This is a genomic window from Stutzerimonas sp. CXK-1, assembly GCF_057738225.1.
The window spans coordinates 3,589,924-3,604,317 of the sequence record NZ_CM173217.1; the positions used below are offsets into that span (position 1 = coordinate 3,589,924).

The following is a 14,394-nucleotide window of genomic DNA, read 5'->3' on the forward strand; positions in this document are numbered from 1 at the left end:
GCAGTCCGGACCCGCCATGCGCCATCTCTTGCTTGCCACCGTTACCCTGCTGCTCGCCGCCTGCGGCGAGGGCGAGCCGATCCTGCCCGCCGATGGCGTGCTGCCCGATGGCGGGCGCTACCGGGGCACCCTGGTCGACGGCCTGATGCAGGGCGACGGGCGCATCGACTATCCCGATGGCAGCTTCTACCAGGGCCCGTTCCGCAACGGGCGCCGGCATGGCGAGGGCCTCTGGCAGGCCGCCAACGGTGACCATTACGAAGGCACCTTCCACGACGGCCTTTTCGACGGCCAAGGCCGCTTCAGCTTCGCCAGCGGCGGGGTCTACGAAGGGGACTTCCATCGTGGCCACATGCAGGGCAAGGGGCGGTTTCGCCAAGGCGAGGCCAGCTACCAGGGCGAGTTCCACGCCGACCTCTACCACGGCCAGGGCGTGCTCGAATATGCCGACGGCAGCCGCTACGAGGGGCAGTTCGTTGCCGGACACCCGCATGGCCTGGGCACCCGCCAGGACGCCCAGGGTACCTTCAGCGGGCAGTTTCGCGATGGCGTGCTCGCCGGGCCCGGTAGCTATGTCGATGCCTCGGGCGCGCGCTACAGCGGCGAGTTCGCCGATGACCAGTTCCACGGTCAGGGCCGCTACGAAGAAGCCGGCGACGTCTGGATCGGCACCTTCGTCAATGGCGAGTTGAGCGGCCAGGGCGAGCACCTGGCCGCCGACGGCAGCCGCTACAGCGGCGAATTCAGCGCCTGGCAGTACGACGGCCGCGGACGTCTGGAGCGCCCGGACGGCAGCGTTTATCTCGGCGAGTTCAGCCATGGCCGGTTCGCCGGGCGCGGCGAGCTGAGCCTGGCCGACGGGACCCGGCAGGTCGGCCTCTGGCGCAAGGGCCTGCGCGTGCGCGACGAGCAGGGTAGGCGCCTGCCGGACCCGCTGGAACTCGCCCTGCTCGAACAGGGCGCCCTGCTGCAGCGCGCCATTGACCAGTTGCCCGCCTCTACGCCGGCGCCGGAGCTCTACGCCCTGACGCTGGCTGGCGATGGTCGGCAGAGCGTATTCATGCGCGAGGCCGATTATGTCGACCAACTGCTGGGTGAACGTTTTGCCGCGCGCGGCCGGATCAGCCTGGTCAATCATCGCGACCAGCTCGCCGAGCGCCCGCTGGCCACGCGCGAGAATCTCGCGCGCGCCCTGCGTGCGATCGCCGAACGCAGCGGCCCCGAAGATCTGGTGTTCATCTACCTCACCAGCCACGGCACGGCAGATCATCGCCTGGTGCTGGCACAGCCGCGCCTGGCGCTGAGCGACCTCGGCGCGGACGAACTGGCCGAGCTGATGCAGCCGCTGGGCAAGCGGCGCAGCGTCGTGGTGATCTCGGCCTGCTATTCGGGCGGCTTCATCGAGCCACTGAAAAGCCCGCAGCGCTTGGTCATGACCGCCGCCAGTGCCGATCGGGTTTCGTTCGGCTGCTCGGAGCAGAACGATTTCACCTACTTCGGCCGCGCCCTGTTCGAGCAGGCCCTGCAACAAACCGACGATCTTGCCGAGGCCTTCGCACTGGCGCAAAGCCAGGTTGCCGAATGGGAAGCGGCCGACGACTATGAACCTTCGCAGCCGCAACTCTGGGCACCACCGCAGGTGCTTGAACAGTGGCTGGCGTTAAGGGCCGGCCAGGCCCGATCGATGACCGATCGCCACAAGGAGCAATAACCATGCAGTTGACGCCCCAGCACGTACTGCTTGCCGGCGCCACGGGACTGACCGGCGAACACCTGCTCGATCGCCTGCTCGACGAGCCCACTGTGGCACGTGTCCTGGCGCCGTCACGCAAGCCGCTTGCCGCACACCCGCGGCTCGACAACCCGGTTGGCGAACTCACCGAGCTGCTGCCACGGCTGCAAGGTCCGGTGGACACCGCCTTCTGCTGCCTGGGCACCACACTCAAGCAGGCCGGCAGCGAGGAGGCATTCCGCGCCGTCGACCGCGACCTGGTGATCGCCTTCGCGCAGCGCGCGCGGGAGCTGGGTGCACGTCACCTGCTGGTGATCAGCTCACTGGGCGCCGGTGCGGACAGCTCGTTTCTCTACTGCCGGGTCAAAGGCGAGATGGAGGCAGCACTCGAGGGGCAAGGCTGGCCACAGCTGACCATCGCCCGCCCTGCACAACTGCTGGGCCAGCGCCTGGAACCTCGCCTGGGCGAGCGCCTGACAGCGCCGCTGTCACAGCTGCTGCCGGGCAAATACCACGGCATCGAGGCCTGCAGCCTGGCGCGGGCGCTCTGGCGCCTGGCACTGGAGGATGGTGAAGGCGTGCGAATCGTCGAGTCCGACGAGCTGCGCCGGCTCGGCAAGTAGCGGCTGTGTCGGCCCGGGCGCGCAGCGCCTCCGGGCCGGCTCGCTCACACCTTGATGAAGTGCTCGCGATAGTGGCGCAACTCGGCGATGGAGTCGCGGATGTCATCCAGCGCCAGATGCGTGCTGCTCTTTTTGAAACCTTCCATGATCTGCGGCGCCCAGCGTGCCGCCAGTTCCTTGAGCGTCGAGACGTCCAGGTTGCGGTAATGGAAGTACGCCTCCAGCCGGGGCATCTGCCGGTAGAGGAAGCGCCGATCCTGGCAGATGCTGTTGCCGCAGATCGGCGACTTGCCCTTCGGCACCCACTGCTCGAGAAACGCCAGCGTCTGTTCTTCGGCCTCGGCCGTGCCGATGCGGCTCTCACGAACGCGTTGCGTCAGGCCGGACCCGCCGTGCTGGCGGGTATTCCACTCATCCATGCGCGCGAGCACCTCGTCGCTCTGGTGCACGGCGATCACCGGGCCCTCGGCCAGCACGTTGAGCTGACTGTCGGTGACGATGGTGGCCATCTCGATGATCACGTCGGTATCCGGGTCCAGCCCGGTCATCTCGAGGTCGATCCAGATCAGGTTCTGCGGGTTCTGCATGGGGGGCTCCTTGACTGTGGCGCGCAGTTTAGCCAGTTGCGCGGGGCCCGTCAGGCGGGTGCGCAGCCGGACGGTAGAGCAGCAGGCTCGATTGCCGCCAATCGTCGATCGGCCACTGCTCTTCGGGCGTCTTGCCGGGCACGGCGAAACTGTTGCTGATCAACTGCGCATCACGCCGCATCTCGCGCCGGGCCTTGTCCCAGAGCGCCGGCATCGGCGCTGGCGAGAGGAAACAGTAGACCACATCGTAACGACCGAGGTCCTCGCGCCAGAGGCTGCGCAGACGCACCCGGCAGTTGCGCCGCGGCAGGCAGCGCAACCAGGCGAGAAGAAAGCTCAGCGGCGCGGTCTCGACGCCGACGAAGCATCCGTCGGGGCAGGCGCGTGCCAGCCGGGCCAGAGTTCCGCCCAGGCCACAGCCCAGATCAATGAAGGTAAAGCCTGCCGGCCGCTGCTCGAGATGCTGTAGCAGCCGCTGCTCTGCCGCGCGGCCGGTGAGATACAGCGGTACCCGCTCGCCGATGGCATTCCAGTTCAGCGCCAGCAGCAGGCCGAAACCGGCCAGCAGCAGCGAGGGCGGCAACGCCTGTTCCTGCACCAGCAGCAGCCCGGGCACGAAGCCCAGGTTGATCGGCAGCCACCACTTCGACAGGCCGAGGCACTGGCCGACCGCAGCCGCGACCGCACCCTGCAACAGCGCGGCCGGAATACCCCCGAGGCGCAGACCGAACGCCAGCGCCAGGGTGTAGAGCAACAGCCAGACGATCGCCACGGCGATGACCTGGGCGAACAAGGCGACGAGCACGGGCAGACGACGGCGCAATCCGGCGAGCATGGGCGACCTCGGCATGGGGAGCGAGCCAGTCTATCCCAGTCGCCATTGCACAGGCAGGCGGAAGCCGGCGTGCTAGACTCCCGGCCCACTTATCCACTCAAGCGCAGTGCAACATCGATGGCCAAACGCCAACTCAATCGCCGGCAAAGCTGGCGTATCGAGAAGATTCAGGAAGAGCGCGCCGCGCGTGCGGCCCGCCGCGAATCCCGCGCCCAGGAAGAGCTCGAAGGGGGGGAGCTGGGCGCCGAGCAGGTCGGCCTGGTGATCGCCCACTTCGGCGTGCAGGTGGAAGTCGAGGCACAGGACGGTGACGACGCCGGGCAGGTGTTCCGCTGCCACCTGCGTGCCAACCTGCCGACCCTGGTCACCGGCGACCGCGTCGTCTGGCGCCCGGGCAACCAGGGCATCGGGGTGATCGTCGCGCAGCTGCCCCGGCACTCCGAACTCTGCCGCCCGGACATGCGTGGCCAGCTCAAGCCGGTGGCGGCCAATGTCGACCAGATCATCGTCGTCTTCGCGCCGATACCCGAACCGCACGCCAACCTGATCGACCGCTACCTGATCGCCGCCGAGCATGCCGGCATCGCGCCGCTGTTGCTGCTGAACAAGGCCGACCTGATCGACGAAGGCAACCGGGCCGCGCTCGAGTCGCTGCTTGGCGTCTATCGGCAGCTCGATTACCCGCTGCTGGAGGTGTCGGCGCACGATGGCGCCGGCATGAGCGCACTGCGCGAGCGCCTGGACGGACGCATCAGCGTGTTTGTCGGCCAGTCCGGAGTGGGCAAGAGCTCACTGGTCAACAGCCTGCTGCCTGACGTCGATACACGCGTCGGCGCGCTGTCCGAGCAGACCGGCAAGGGCACCCACACCACCACCACGGCACGGCTGTTCCATTTTCCTGGCGGCGGCGACCTGATCGACTCGCCCGGAATCCGCGAGTTCGGGCTGGGCCATGTCAGCCGTGCCGACGTGGAGGCCGGCTTCATCGAGTTTCGCGACCTGCTGGGCACCTGCCGCTTCCGCGACTGCCGCCACGACCGCGAGCCGGGCTGCGCCCTGCTCAAGGCCCTGGACGATGGCCGCATCCAGCCGCAACGCATGGCCAGCTATCGGCACATCCTCAGCAGCCTGCCGGAGCCGGAATACTGATCACCGCGGCACGTCTTCAATCGGCCGGAGGCTGATCGAAGCGCAGCGCGCCGTCCTCGAAGATGTTCAGTCGCTCTCGCAGCTGAGGCGCCTGCAGCGGTTCGGCCGGCGGCGCAGCGGCCCCACCGGCGGGCGCGGGGCCGGCCGGTGCCGGCGCCCCCCCCTCCTCGCCACCGGAGGCCTGTTCGCCCTCGATGTTGCGCTGCGCCTTGCGCGTGAGCACCAGGATGTCGATGCGGCGATTGATCGGGTTGAACGGGTCCTTGCGGTCGAACAATGCCGACGAGGCATAGCCGACCACCCGCGCGATCTGCTCGTCCGGATAGCCGCCGGCCACCAGCACGCGCCGCGCCGCGTTGGCACGGCTGGCCGACAGCTCCCAGTTACCGATGCCGCTGCGCCCGGAGTACGGCTTGGCGTCGGTGTGCCCGCTGATGCTGATCTTGTTCGGCACGGCGGCAATGGTCTCGGCCATCGCCAACAGGATGTCTTCGAAATAGGGCTGCAGTTCGGCGCTGCCGAGCTCGAACATCGGCCGGTTCTCGGCATCCATGATCTGGATGCGCAAACCGTCACGGGTGATCTCGAACAGGATCTGGTCCTTGAAGCGCTCGAGTTCGGGGTTCTCGTCGACCTTGTTCTGCAGCTCCTGCAGCAGCAACTCGAGGCGCTCGCGCTCGACCTGCTCGGCCAGACCTTCGGCCTGCTCCGCGTCGACCTCGGCCTTGGCCTGCTTCACATCCGGTTCGACCTCGGAGTTGAGGGTGCGGTCCGGCGAAGGCGTCGGCGTGCCGCCCAGATCGATGACGTGCGGGCTGGCGCTCTCGGTGAAGCCGATCGGATCCTGGAAATAGCCGGAGATCGCACGTTTCTGCTCCGGCGTGGCCGAGCTCATCAGCCACATCACCAGAAAGAACGCCATCATCGCGGTGGCGAAGTCGGCAAAGGCGATCTTCCAGGCGCCGCCATGGTGCCCGCCCGCGGTTTTCTTGACCCGCTTGACGATTATCGGCTGGTTGTTGTCCATGACCGGGCCTTAGCTGCCGCGCATGGCCTGCTCGAGCTCGGAGAAGCTCGGGCGATGCGCCTGGAACAGCACCTTGCGGCCGAATTCTGCAGCCAGCGAAGGCGGCATGCCGGAGGCCGAGGCGACCAGCGTCGCCTTGATCGCTTCGTACAGGTTGAGTTCTTCCTTGGCGTCATGCTCCAGCGCGCCGGACAGCGGACCGAAAAAGCCGTACGAAGCGAGAATGCCGAGAAAGGTGCCGACCAGCGCCGTCGCGACCTTTTCACCGATCTCGGCGTTGGTAGCGTCGGCGAGGATCGACATGGTGATCACGATGCCGAGCACCGCCGCAACGATACCCATCGCCGGCAGGCCATCGGCGACCTTGCTCACGGCGTGCGAGGGGTGTTCGAGTTCCTCCTTGAGGCTGGCCAGCTCCATGTCGAACAGGCCTTCGAGCTCATGCGGCGCCATGTTGCCCGACGACATGATGCGCAGGTAATCGCAGATGAACGCCGTCATCCGCTCGTCCTTCAGCACGCCGGGGTACTTGGAGAAGACCGCGCTGGCGGCCGGATCCTCGAGGTCGGCCTCGATCGCCATCATCCCCTCGCGCCGGCTCTTGTTGAGCACGGCATAGAGCAGCCCCAGCACTTCCAGGTAGAAGGCGTGGGTGAAGCGATTGCCGAACATCTTCAGCGACTTCTGGAAGACGATCTTCGTCGTGCTGCCCGGATTGGCCTGCAGGAAACCGCCGAGCGCGGCGCCGCCGATGATCATGACCTCGAAGGGGTGGATGAGCGCGGCGAGCTTGCCGCCAGACAGCAGGAACCCGCCGAACACGCTGCCGAGAACCACGAGAATGCCGATAATCTTGACCATACAAACCTGATTGCGGAAGGACTGCGAAGCAGCGGCACAGCGGAACCGCCAGAGGCCGGCAGCTCCCCGGCGACGCGGGTTACCAAAGAATTGTTCTGGTTATCGGAACTTTTGCGCCAGACTAAAGACCACCCCGACAAAAAGCCAGCCTGGCACCATGACGACACCCACTTCGCTTCCGCGCAGCATCCCCGCCTGGATCAAGGCTCTCGACGATGTCCAGCTGCCCGCCTTCGCCGGCCCGCATGCCAAGGTACGGGCGGCGTTGCGCAACGGCGAGCTGTCGATGCGACAGATCGCCGACGAGATTCACGCCAGCCCGGTACTGGCGCTGAACTTCATCCGCGAGGCCAATCGCAGCAGCGCCGGAGCCAATCCGGTCGACAGCCTGGAGAGCGCCCTGAGCCGCATCGGCCTGCAACGCGCCGAGGAACTGCTGGCGCGCTTCCCGGCCCGCGAGGCGCATGAAATCCCCCGGCCGCTGCGGCAGATGGTGCTGATCAGCCGCCACGCCAGCCAACAGGCCAACGGCCTGTTCGCCGCGCGCCTGGCGCGGCTGTGGCAGGAGATTCACTGGGGCAGCCTGCTGTTTCTGGCACCGGCGTGGACGCTGGTGGCGGCCTATCCGCAGCTGCTCGAACAGTGGGAACAGCGCCTGCTCGTGCGTCGTGAGCCGGCACGCCGCCTGGAGATCGAGCTGCTCGGCGTGCCCCTGCAGGAACTTTGCCTGGCGCTCGCCCGCCACTGGCACCTGCCGGAATGGATCGTTCAGGGCTATCGGCTGCTGGGCGGCAACCGCCGCCTGCTGGTCAAGGCGCTGCATATCGCGCGGGACAACGAGCACCCGCTGCACCAGCAGCAGATGCTCGATGCCGACCCGGACCTGCGACGCTGGTTGACGCTACCGTCCAACACCATCGTGCTCGCCAATGGCCTGGCGCTGTCAGCCCACCATAGCTGGGGTGACGTCCATGCCCTGCGCTGGCAGCGGCTGGCCGGCCTTTATCTGCAGGTACCGCTGGGCGAGCTGCAGCAGCTGGTCCATCAACAGGCCGTCGCCAGTGCCCAGGCCATCGGCCCGACCGATCTCTGGCATCCGGCGCAAGCGCTGCTCTGGCCCTGGGAAAGTCGCTTCCAGCGGCAGCAGGACAAACCGGCCGCGCCGCCCAGTGCCGAAGCGCTGGCTCGCTGGCGCGAACAGTGCCGCCTGCTGCTTGCCGAGCCCTCGCCGTTCGCCAACGTCCTGCAGTTGACGCAGGCCGTCCGCTCGGCGCTCGACAGCCTCGGCATGCAGCGCGTGCTGGTGATGCTCGTCGATCGCCGTCAGCAGCGGCTGGTCGCCCAGCAGACCGTCGGCCTGCCGGATTCGGCCGGCCGCCTGGTCCTCGTGCCGGAGCAGAGCCAGGTGCTGCGCAAACTGCTGGAAAAGCCTGCGCTGCTGAACCTCACGCCGGACAATCGGGCAACCTACTCGGCACTGCTGCCGGGCTCGCTCAAGGCCCTGTTCGCCGGCGGCCATCTGCTGCTGCGCTCGGTCGGTGCCGGCCGCCCGGCCATGCTCCTGGCCTCCGATCAGGCGGGCGCGCCGATCAGCGAGCTGTCGCTGCAGGCATTCGAAAAGACCGTGCAGTGCATAGAGCGGGCGATGGTCAATTTCGCCAAGCGCAGTGCCTGACGTTTTTCGCTAGACTGCGCCTTCATTCGTTCCGCAGAGGCTCATCGTGCCTGCCTTTTCCAATCTGCCCCTGGTGATCGAGCCCATCGACCTGGCGCAGCGCATCAACGCGCCGGAGCTGATCATTATCGACCTCACCAGCGCGGCGCGTTACGCGCAGGGCCATGTGCCGGGCGCGCATTTCGTCGACCCGAAACTGACCCAGCTGGCCCAGCCACCCGCCCCCGGCCTGCTGCCGCCAAAGGCGCAGCTCGAAGCGCTGTTCGGTCGCCTTGGCCATCGCCGCGACGCGGTCTATGTGGTGTATGACGACGAGGGAGGTGGCTGGGCCGGGCGATTCATCTGGCTGCTCGATGTCATCGGTCATCCTCGCTACCACTATCTGAACGGTGGCCTGCATGCCTGGCTGGCCGAACAGCTGCCGCTTTCGCGCGAGCCCGTAGCCGACGTGGGCGGTCCGGTTGCACTGCAGCTCGACCCGGCACCCACCGCGACCCGCGAATACCTGGAAAGCCGTCTGGGCGCCGAGGATCTGGTCGTCTGGGACGCCCGTTCGCCGGCCGAATACCGCGGCGAGAAGGTGCTGGCCGCCCGAGGCGGACACATTCCCGGCGCGGTGAATTTCGAATGGACGGCCGCCATGGACCCGGCACGTGCGCTACGCATTCGCCAGGACATCGCCGAGCAACTGCACGCGCTGGGCATCGTGCCGGAGAAGGAAATCATCACCCACTGCCAGACGCACCATCGCTCCGGCCTGACCTACCTCATCGCCAAGGCGCTGGGTTATCCGCGGGTCAAAGGCTATGCCGGCTCCTGGAGCGAATGGGGCAACCTGCCCGACACCCCGATCCAGTCATGAAAAGGTCCTCAATGAAAGATCGCCTGTTCGTCCTCAGCCAGTACGTGCTGCCGCACCATCTGATCTCGCGGCTGGCCGGCTGCCTCGCCGAGTGCCGTCTGCCCTGGGTGAAGAACACCTTCATCAAGTGGTTCATCGGCCACTTCCAGGTCGACATGCGTGAGGCCGCGATCGAGGAGCCCACCGCCTACGAACATTTCAATGCGTTCTTTACCCGCGCACTGAAGGACGGCGCGCGACCGCTCGACCCGACGCCCGGCGCAATCCTCAACCCCTGCGACGGGGCCATCAGCCAGCTCGGGCGCATCGAACAGGGGCGGATCTTCCAAGCCAAGGGCCACAACTACAGCGTCACCGAACTGCTCGGCGGCGACCATGAGCGCGCCGCGCCCTTCATGGGCGGCGATTTCGCCACCGTCTACCTGTCGCCCAAGGACTACCACCGCGTGCACATGCCGCTGGCCGGCACCCTTCGCGAAATGGTCTACGTGCCGGGGCGGATCTTCTCGGTCAACACGGTTACCGCGCAGGGCGTGCCAGAGCTGTTCGCACGCAACGAACGGGTCGTCTGCATCTTCGATACCGAGCGCGGCCCGATGGCCATGGTGCTCGTCGGCGCGATGATCGTCGCCAGCATCGAGACGGTCTGGGCCGGCTTGGTCACGCCGCCCAAGCGTACGCTGAAGGCAGTGCGCTACGACGAGGCCGCGCGTGCGCCAGTCCATCTGGACAAGGGTGCCGAGATGGGCCGCTTCAAGTTGGGCTCCACGGTAATCCTGCTGTTCGGCCCCGAGCAGGTCCGCTGGGCCGAGCAACTCGGCCCGCTGAGCCCGGTCTGCATGGGCGAGTCGCTCGGCCAGGCCGTAGCCGCCGAGTGACCATTCGGGTTCCGCGGCGCGGAACCCGAGGCCTCCACCGATCATCGCCTACCAGCACAAAGCCATTACTTCGCCCTGCGATACCCGGCCTTAGCTGTTAGAGTGACGGTAGATGCATCCGTCCAGCGCCGTGGAGTTGCCGGTTGGAAAGCAAGAGCCTGCATATACAGTTACGTGTTCCCACACCGAGCCGGGAGACGTTGTCCTTCTGCGAGGCGAGCCCGCGCGCGCTGCGTGACTGGCTGGCCGGCCTGCCCAAGGCCAACCTTGGCGAGACCGCCCGCCAGCTCTACCAGGCGTTGACCGAGCTCAACCAGCTGCGCGTGTCCTCTGAGCTGCGCCTGCAATTGCTGGAGCTGCTGCGCCCGGATGTCCATTTCGTCTGCAGCCATCTGGAACGCCATTACCTCAACCAGCCAATCGTACTCAGTGAACGGCCGCGCAAGGTCGCCGGCCTCTGCCAGGCGCTGCAGAACCACCTGGCGGCGGGCTACAAACTGATCGTCAGCCGCATCGTCTCGCGCCCTCAGATCGAGCGCCCACAGTTGCTCACCGCCGCGCTGCAGCGCGCCCTGCATGCACTCGGCGCACTGCTGGTACGCTCTACGCAACTGTATAGCCCGGCCAGCGAGGGGCTCTGGCTCGAGCTACACCAGCTCTACCGCCTGGCCAGTGAAAACGGGCTGCAGCACACCCCGGTACGCGATGCGCTGGCTCATGAAGGTGAGGCACTCAGCGCTGAACAGTGCTACCTCAGCACACTGCTATTCGGTAGTGCCCGCTGCAACCAGATCCGCCAGCAGCACATCGCGCCGCTGGCCGCTGCACTACAGGCCTGGGGGTCCCTGACCTGCCTGCGACCGGCCACCCACCCGGCCAGCCTGTTCGTCTTTTCGCCGCAGGTCGACGGCCCGCCGCGCTACCGTTCACTGTTCGCCGCCGACCGCCTGCCGAATATGCTCGGGCTCGACCCCAGCCAGCTGGTCGCGGCGATCGAGGCGCACCTGCAGCTCCCCGCCGAACAACGCCAGGGTTCGCGCCTGCCAGGGCGCAGCGCGCTCGGCGACGACCTGCTGCGCCATCTTGCCGCCGCCTGGGGCGTGGTCGCCGACCGCAGCTTCCAGCGCCGCCCCGGCAGCGGGCGGCTCGAAGCCTGCCTGGGCATGACCGCCCTGCACTATCAGCTGGCTGGCGAGCGCCCGTTCAACGAGGTGCTAGAGCGTCACGACAGTTCCAGCCGCGCCGTCTTCAAGCTCAACAACGGCGCTGCGGACGTCTGGGCGAAAGCGTTCGACGCGCAGAATGCGGAAACCGAACCTACCCTGGCCGACGACCACATCGAGTTCGTGCGGCCGGCCAAGCCGGCCCAGGCAACCAGACAGGAACCCGGCAGCGCACGCGAGCCCGCCTACCCGTGCTTCGCCGTCGACCTGGTCAACCAGAGCCCCGGCGGCTACTGCCTGGCCTGGCCGGCCGAGGTGCCTGCCCAGTTGCAGGCCGGCGAGCTGCTCGGCTTGCGCGAGGACGCCAATGGCCCCTGGCGGGTGGCCACGGTGCGCTGGGTACGCCAGGTACGCGGCGGCGGCACTCAGATGGGCGTCGAACTCATCGCACCGAACGCTCAACCCTGCGGCGTGCGCCTGCTGCGCAAGCTCGATCAGGGCAGTGAATACCTGCGCGCGCTCCTGGTCCCGCAAGTTTCGGCCATCGCCCGCGCGCCGACCTTGATCGTCCCGTTGCTGCCGTTTCAGGAAGGGCACAAGGTCAGCCTGAACCAGGAGGGTGAGGAATGCCGGGCGATCCTCGGCAGCCGGCAGGCGCACACCGGCAACTACAATCAGTTCGAATTTCGCCTGATCGGCGATGCGACCGTTGCGCGGGAGACCTCGATCACACCCTGGAGCTCCGCCCAGGGCAGCGCCGAGGCAGATTTTGACTCGCTCTGGAAGTCGCTGTAGATTGCCGATTCGCGTCTTTTTCCCGCCCCGCACCGCTTCGGTGTGCTTTTAAGCTGTCGCCATGGCCCTGCAGAAGAAAACCATCCGCCTGCTGATTCTCGAAGACTCGCAGAATGAGGCCGAGCGCCTGGTCAGCCTGTTCCGCAACGCCGGCCAAGCCACGCGCGTGCACCGACTGACGTCCAGCGACGATCTCGCCGAAGCACTGCAGCAGACCTGGGACCTGCTCATCTGCGCCCCGCAGAGCGAGGGCCTGGAGCCGAGTGAAGCGATCGCCGCGATTCGCCGGCAGGCCAAGGACATTCCGATTGTCCAGCTCACCGAAGGCAACGATGCCGAGGCGATCACCGAAGCCCTGCTGATCGGCGCCCAGGACGCTCTACCCAAGGGCGAAGACGAATGGCTGTTGCTGGCCGCCAACCGCGAACTCGCCAACCTGGAAGAGCGCCGTGCGCGGCGGGCTGCCGAACTGGCGCTGCGCGAAGCGGAAAAGCGCTGCCAGCTACTGCTCGACAGCTCGGTAGATGCGATCGCCTACGTCCACGACGGCATGCATATCTATGCCAACCGCGCCTACCTGGAGCTGTTTGGCTACGACGATAGCGAAGAGCTGGAAGGCATGCCGATGATCGACCTGGTCACCTCCTGCGATCAGGTCCAGTTCAAGACTTTTCTGAAGAACTACCAGAGCCTTGAAGGCAGCGCGGAGCTGACCTGCAGCGGTACCAAGCTCAGCGGCGAGACCTTCAAGGCCCGCATGCACTTTTCGCCGGCCAGCTACGATGGCGAGCCCTGCATCCAGGTAGTCATCCGCGCCGAGCAGGACAGCGCCGAGTTGCAGAAACTGCGCGAGGCCAGCAACCAGGATCCGGTCACCGGCCTGCACAACCGCAACCACTTCCTCGAATTGCTCGACGGCGCGGTCGAACGCGCCGTCAAGGAAGGTCGTGACGCCAGCCTGGCCTACATCCGTGTCGATCGCTTCGCTGCGCTACAGGCCGAAATCGGCCTGGCCGATGCCGACCTGTTGCTACGCGAGCTTGCCGAGTCGCTGCGTCGTCACTTCGGCGCCGAAACCCAGCTGGCGCGCTTCGCCGACGACGTGTTCACCGCCCTGCTCGATCAGCGCACGCCGCAGCAGGCCGAACCGCTGCTGCGCCAACTGCTCGCGCGGGTCGAGAGTCAGTTGTTCGAAATTTCCGGCCGCACCGTGCAGACCTCGCTGAGCATCGGCGTCGCCGCGCTCGATGAGAAGACCGCTCGCGCTCAGGACGCCATCGAACGTGCCCACCGCTGCGCTGACGAACTCAATGGCAATTCGCTGAAGCTCTACGATCCGGCCGATGAACTCGCGGCCGAAGCCAGCCGCGGCAACCTGCTGGCGATGGTTCGCCATGCACTGGAAACCAATGGCTTCCGCCTGTTGTTCCAACCGATCATCAGCCTGCGCGGCGACAGCCACGAGCATTACGAGGTACTCCTGCGCCTGCTCGATCCGCACCAGCAGGAGGTACCCGCCGCCGAATTCCTCAAGGCCGCCAGCGAAGCCGGCCTGGCCACGCGGATCGACCGCTGGGTGATCCTCAATTCGATCAAGCTGCTCGCCGAACATCGGGCCAAGGGCCATCGCACCCGACTGTTCCTCCACCTGACCAGTGCCAGCCTGCAGGACGCCGGACTACTGCCTTGGCTCGGCGTGGTGCTAAAGGCCGCACGCCTGCCGGCCGACGCGCTGGTATTCGAGCTTTCCGAGCCGGACGCCATTGCCTACCTGAGCACCGCAAAAGCGCTCAACCAGGGGCTGGCCGAGCTCGGCTGCAAGCTGGCCATCGCCAATTTCGGCTGTGCGCTCAACCCGTTCAACACGCTGAAGCATCTGGCTGCAGAGTACGTCAAGGTCGACGGTTCCTATACCCAGGACCTCAGCCGCCAGGAAAACCAGGAAGCGCTCCGGACGCTGCTGGCCGAACTGCACGAGCAGAAGCGCCTGAGCATTGTCCCCTTCGTCGAGAGCGCCACCGTGCTGGCCACACTGTGGCAGGCCGGCGTCAGTTACATCCAGGGCCACTATCTGCAGGGCCCGAGCCAGTCGATGGACTACGACTTCTCCTCCGACGAAAGCTGAGCCGTTCCGGCAACGTTGACCGGGATCAGCCAGCCGTCATCTGGCTCGACTAGAGTGTGCATAGCTTCGCCGCACTCTGGAG

General features: G+C 66.7%; 12 protein-coding genes. 8 read left to right on the forward strand and 4 right to left on the reverse strand.

What is annotated here, in order from left to right; translation table 11 throughout:
- The first annotated feature begins 16 nt into the window (after window positions 1-16).
- Both AC0KXH_RS17175 and AC0KXH_RS17180 read left to right on the forward strand, forming a co-directional pair.
- Window positions 17-1,711, forward strand: a complete 1,695-nt coding sequence (locus AC0KXH_RS17175) for a C13 family peptidase (RefSeq protein WP_488223760.1) — start codon at window positions 17-19, stop codon at window positions 1,709-1,711.
- 2 nt (window positions 1,712-1,713) lie between these two features.
- Window positions 1,714-2,355, forward strand: a complete 642-nt coding sequence (locus AC0KXH_RS17180; RefSeq protein WP_041108134.1) for an oxidoreductase — start codon at window positions 1,714-1,716, stop codon at window positions 2,353-2,355.
- A 44-nt stretch (window positions 2,356-2,399) separates the two neighbouring features.
- Here AC0KXH_RS17180 and orn read toward each other — a convergent pair whose 3' ends face one another.
- Both orn and AC0KXH_RS17190 read right to left on the reverse strand, forming a co-directional pair.
- Window positions 2,400-2,942 carry an oligoribonuclease gene (gene orn / locus AC0KXH_RS17185; RefSeq protein WP_041108136.1) on the reverse strand — a complete coding sequence of 181 codons (543 nt, stop codon included), beginning with the start codon at window positions 2,940-2,942 and terminating at the stop codon, window positions 2,400-2,402.
- 28 nt (window positions 2,943-2,970) lie between these two features.
- Entirely contained in the window at window positions 2,971-3,777 is an 807-nt protein-coding gene (locus tag AC0KXH_RS17190) for a class I SAM-dependent methyltransferase (protein ID WP_200290670.1), read from the reverse strand.
- 117 nt (window positions 3,778-3,894) lie between these two features.
- On the opposite strand from AC0KXH_RS17190, the gene rsgA reads away from it, so the two are divergent.
- Window positions 3,895-4,926, forward strand: a complete 1,032-nt coding sequence (gene rsgA / locus AC0KXH_RS17195) for a small ribosomal subunit biogenesis GTPase RsgA (RefSeq protein WP_043222180.1) — start codon at window positions 3,895-3,897, stop codon at window positions 4,924-4,926.
- 16 nt (window positions 4,927-4,942) lie between these two features.
- On the opposite strand, the gene motB is transcribed toward rsgA, so the two are convergent.
- On the reverse strand, window positions 4,943-5,953 hold the full coding sequence (gene motB / locus AC0KXH_RS17200) for a flagellar motor protein MotB (protein ID WP_488223761.1): 1,011 nt from the start codon (window positions 5,951-5,953) through the stop codon (window positions 4,943-4,945).
- 9 nt (window positions 5,954-5,962) lie between these two features.
- Entirely contained in the window at window positions 5,963-6,814 is an 852-nt protein-coding gene (gene motA / locus AC0KXH_RS17205) for a flagellar motor stator protein MotA (RefSeq protein ID WP_041108144.1), read from the reverse strand.
- 157 nt (window positions 6,815-6,971) lie between these two features.
- On the opposite strand from motA, the gene AC0KXH_RS17210 reads away from it, so the two are divergent.
- The 5 genes from AC0KXH_RS17210 (at window position 6,972) to AC0KXH_RS17230 (ending at window position 14,312) form a co-directional block, all read left to right on the forward strand.
- Window positions 6,972-8,489, forward strand: coding sequence for an HDOD domain-containing protein (locus AC0KXH_RS17210; RefSeq protein WP_488223762.1), 1,518 nt, complete (start codon window positions 6,972-6,974; stop codon window positions 8,487-8,489).
- A gap of 46 nt (window positions 8,490-8,535) precedes the next feature.
- The gene (locus tag AC0KXH_RS17215) at window positions 8,536-9,351 is read left to right on the forward strand and encodes a rhodanese-like domain-containing protein (protein WP_312763003.1); all 816 of its coding nucleotides are present in this window, start codon (window positions 8,536-8,538) and stop codon (window positions 9,349-9,351) included.
- An 11-nt stretch (window positions 9,352-9,362) separates the two neighbouring features.
- Complete coding sequence (asd, locus tag AC0KXH_RS17220; RefSeq protein ID WP_488223763.1) at window positions 9,363-10,229, forward strand: archaetidylserine decarboxylase; 867 nt, start codon at window positions 9,363-9,365, stop codon at window positions 10,227-10,229.
- A gap of 143 nt (window positions 10,230-10,372) precedes the next feature.
- Window positions 10,373-12,187 carry a molecular chaperone gene (locus tag AC0KXH_RS17225; RefSeq protein WP_488223764.1) on the forward strand — a complete coding sequence of 605 codons (1,815 nt, stop codon included), beginning with the start codon at window positions 10,373-10,375 and terminating at the stop codon, window positions 12,185-12,187.
- Between the two features lie 61 nt (window positions 12,188-12,248).
- On the forward strand, window positions 12,249-14,312 hold the full coding sequence (locus AC0KXH_RS17230) for an EAL domain-containing protein (RefSeq protein WP_041108153.1): 2,064 nt from the start codon (window positions 12,249-12,251) through the stop codon (window positions 14,310-14,312).
- Window positions 14,313-14,394: the final 82 nt, after the last annotated feature.

Coding starts and splice junctions, on each gene's coding strand:
- rsgA (WP_043222180.1), top strand. CDS start 3,895: ATGGCCAAACGCCAACTCAATCGCCGGCAAAGCTGGCGTATCGAGAAG.
- AC0KXH_RS17180 (WP_041108134.1), top strand. CDS start 1,714: ATGCAGTTGACGCCCCAGCACGTACTGCTTGCCGGCGCCACGGGACTG.
- motB (WP_488223761.1), bottom strand. CDS start 5,953: ATGGACAACAACCAGCCGATAATCGTCAAGCGGGTCAAGAAAACCGCG.
- asd (WP_488223763.1), top strand. CDS start 9,363: ATGAAAGATCGCCTGTTCGTCCTCAGCCAGTACGTGCTGCCGCACCAT.
- AC0KXH_RS17230 (WP_041108153.1), top strand. CDS start 12,249: ATGGCCCTGCAGAAGAAAACCATCCGCCTGCTGATTCTCGAAGACTCG.
- AC0KXH_RS17175 (WP_488223760.1), top strand. CDS start 17: ATGCGCCATCTCTTGCTTGCCACCGTTACCCTGCTGCTCGCCGCCTGC.
- AC0KXH_RS17190 (WP_200290670.1), bottom strand. CDS start 3,777: ATGCTCGCCGGATTGCGCCGTCGTCTGCCCGTGCTCGTCGCCTTGTTC.
- AC0KXH_RS17210 (WP_488223762.1), top strand. CDS start 6,972: ATGACGACACCCACTTCGCTTCCGCGCAGCATCCCCGCCTGGATCAAG.
- orn (WP_041108136.1), bottom strand. CDS start 2,942: ATGCAGAACCCGCAGAACCTGATCTGGATCGACCTCGAGATGACCGGG.
- motA (WP_041108144.1), bottom strand. CDS start 6,814: ATGGTCAAGATTATCGGCATTCTCGTGGTTCTCGGCAGCGTGTTCGGC.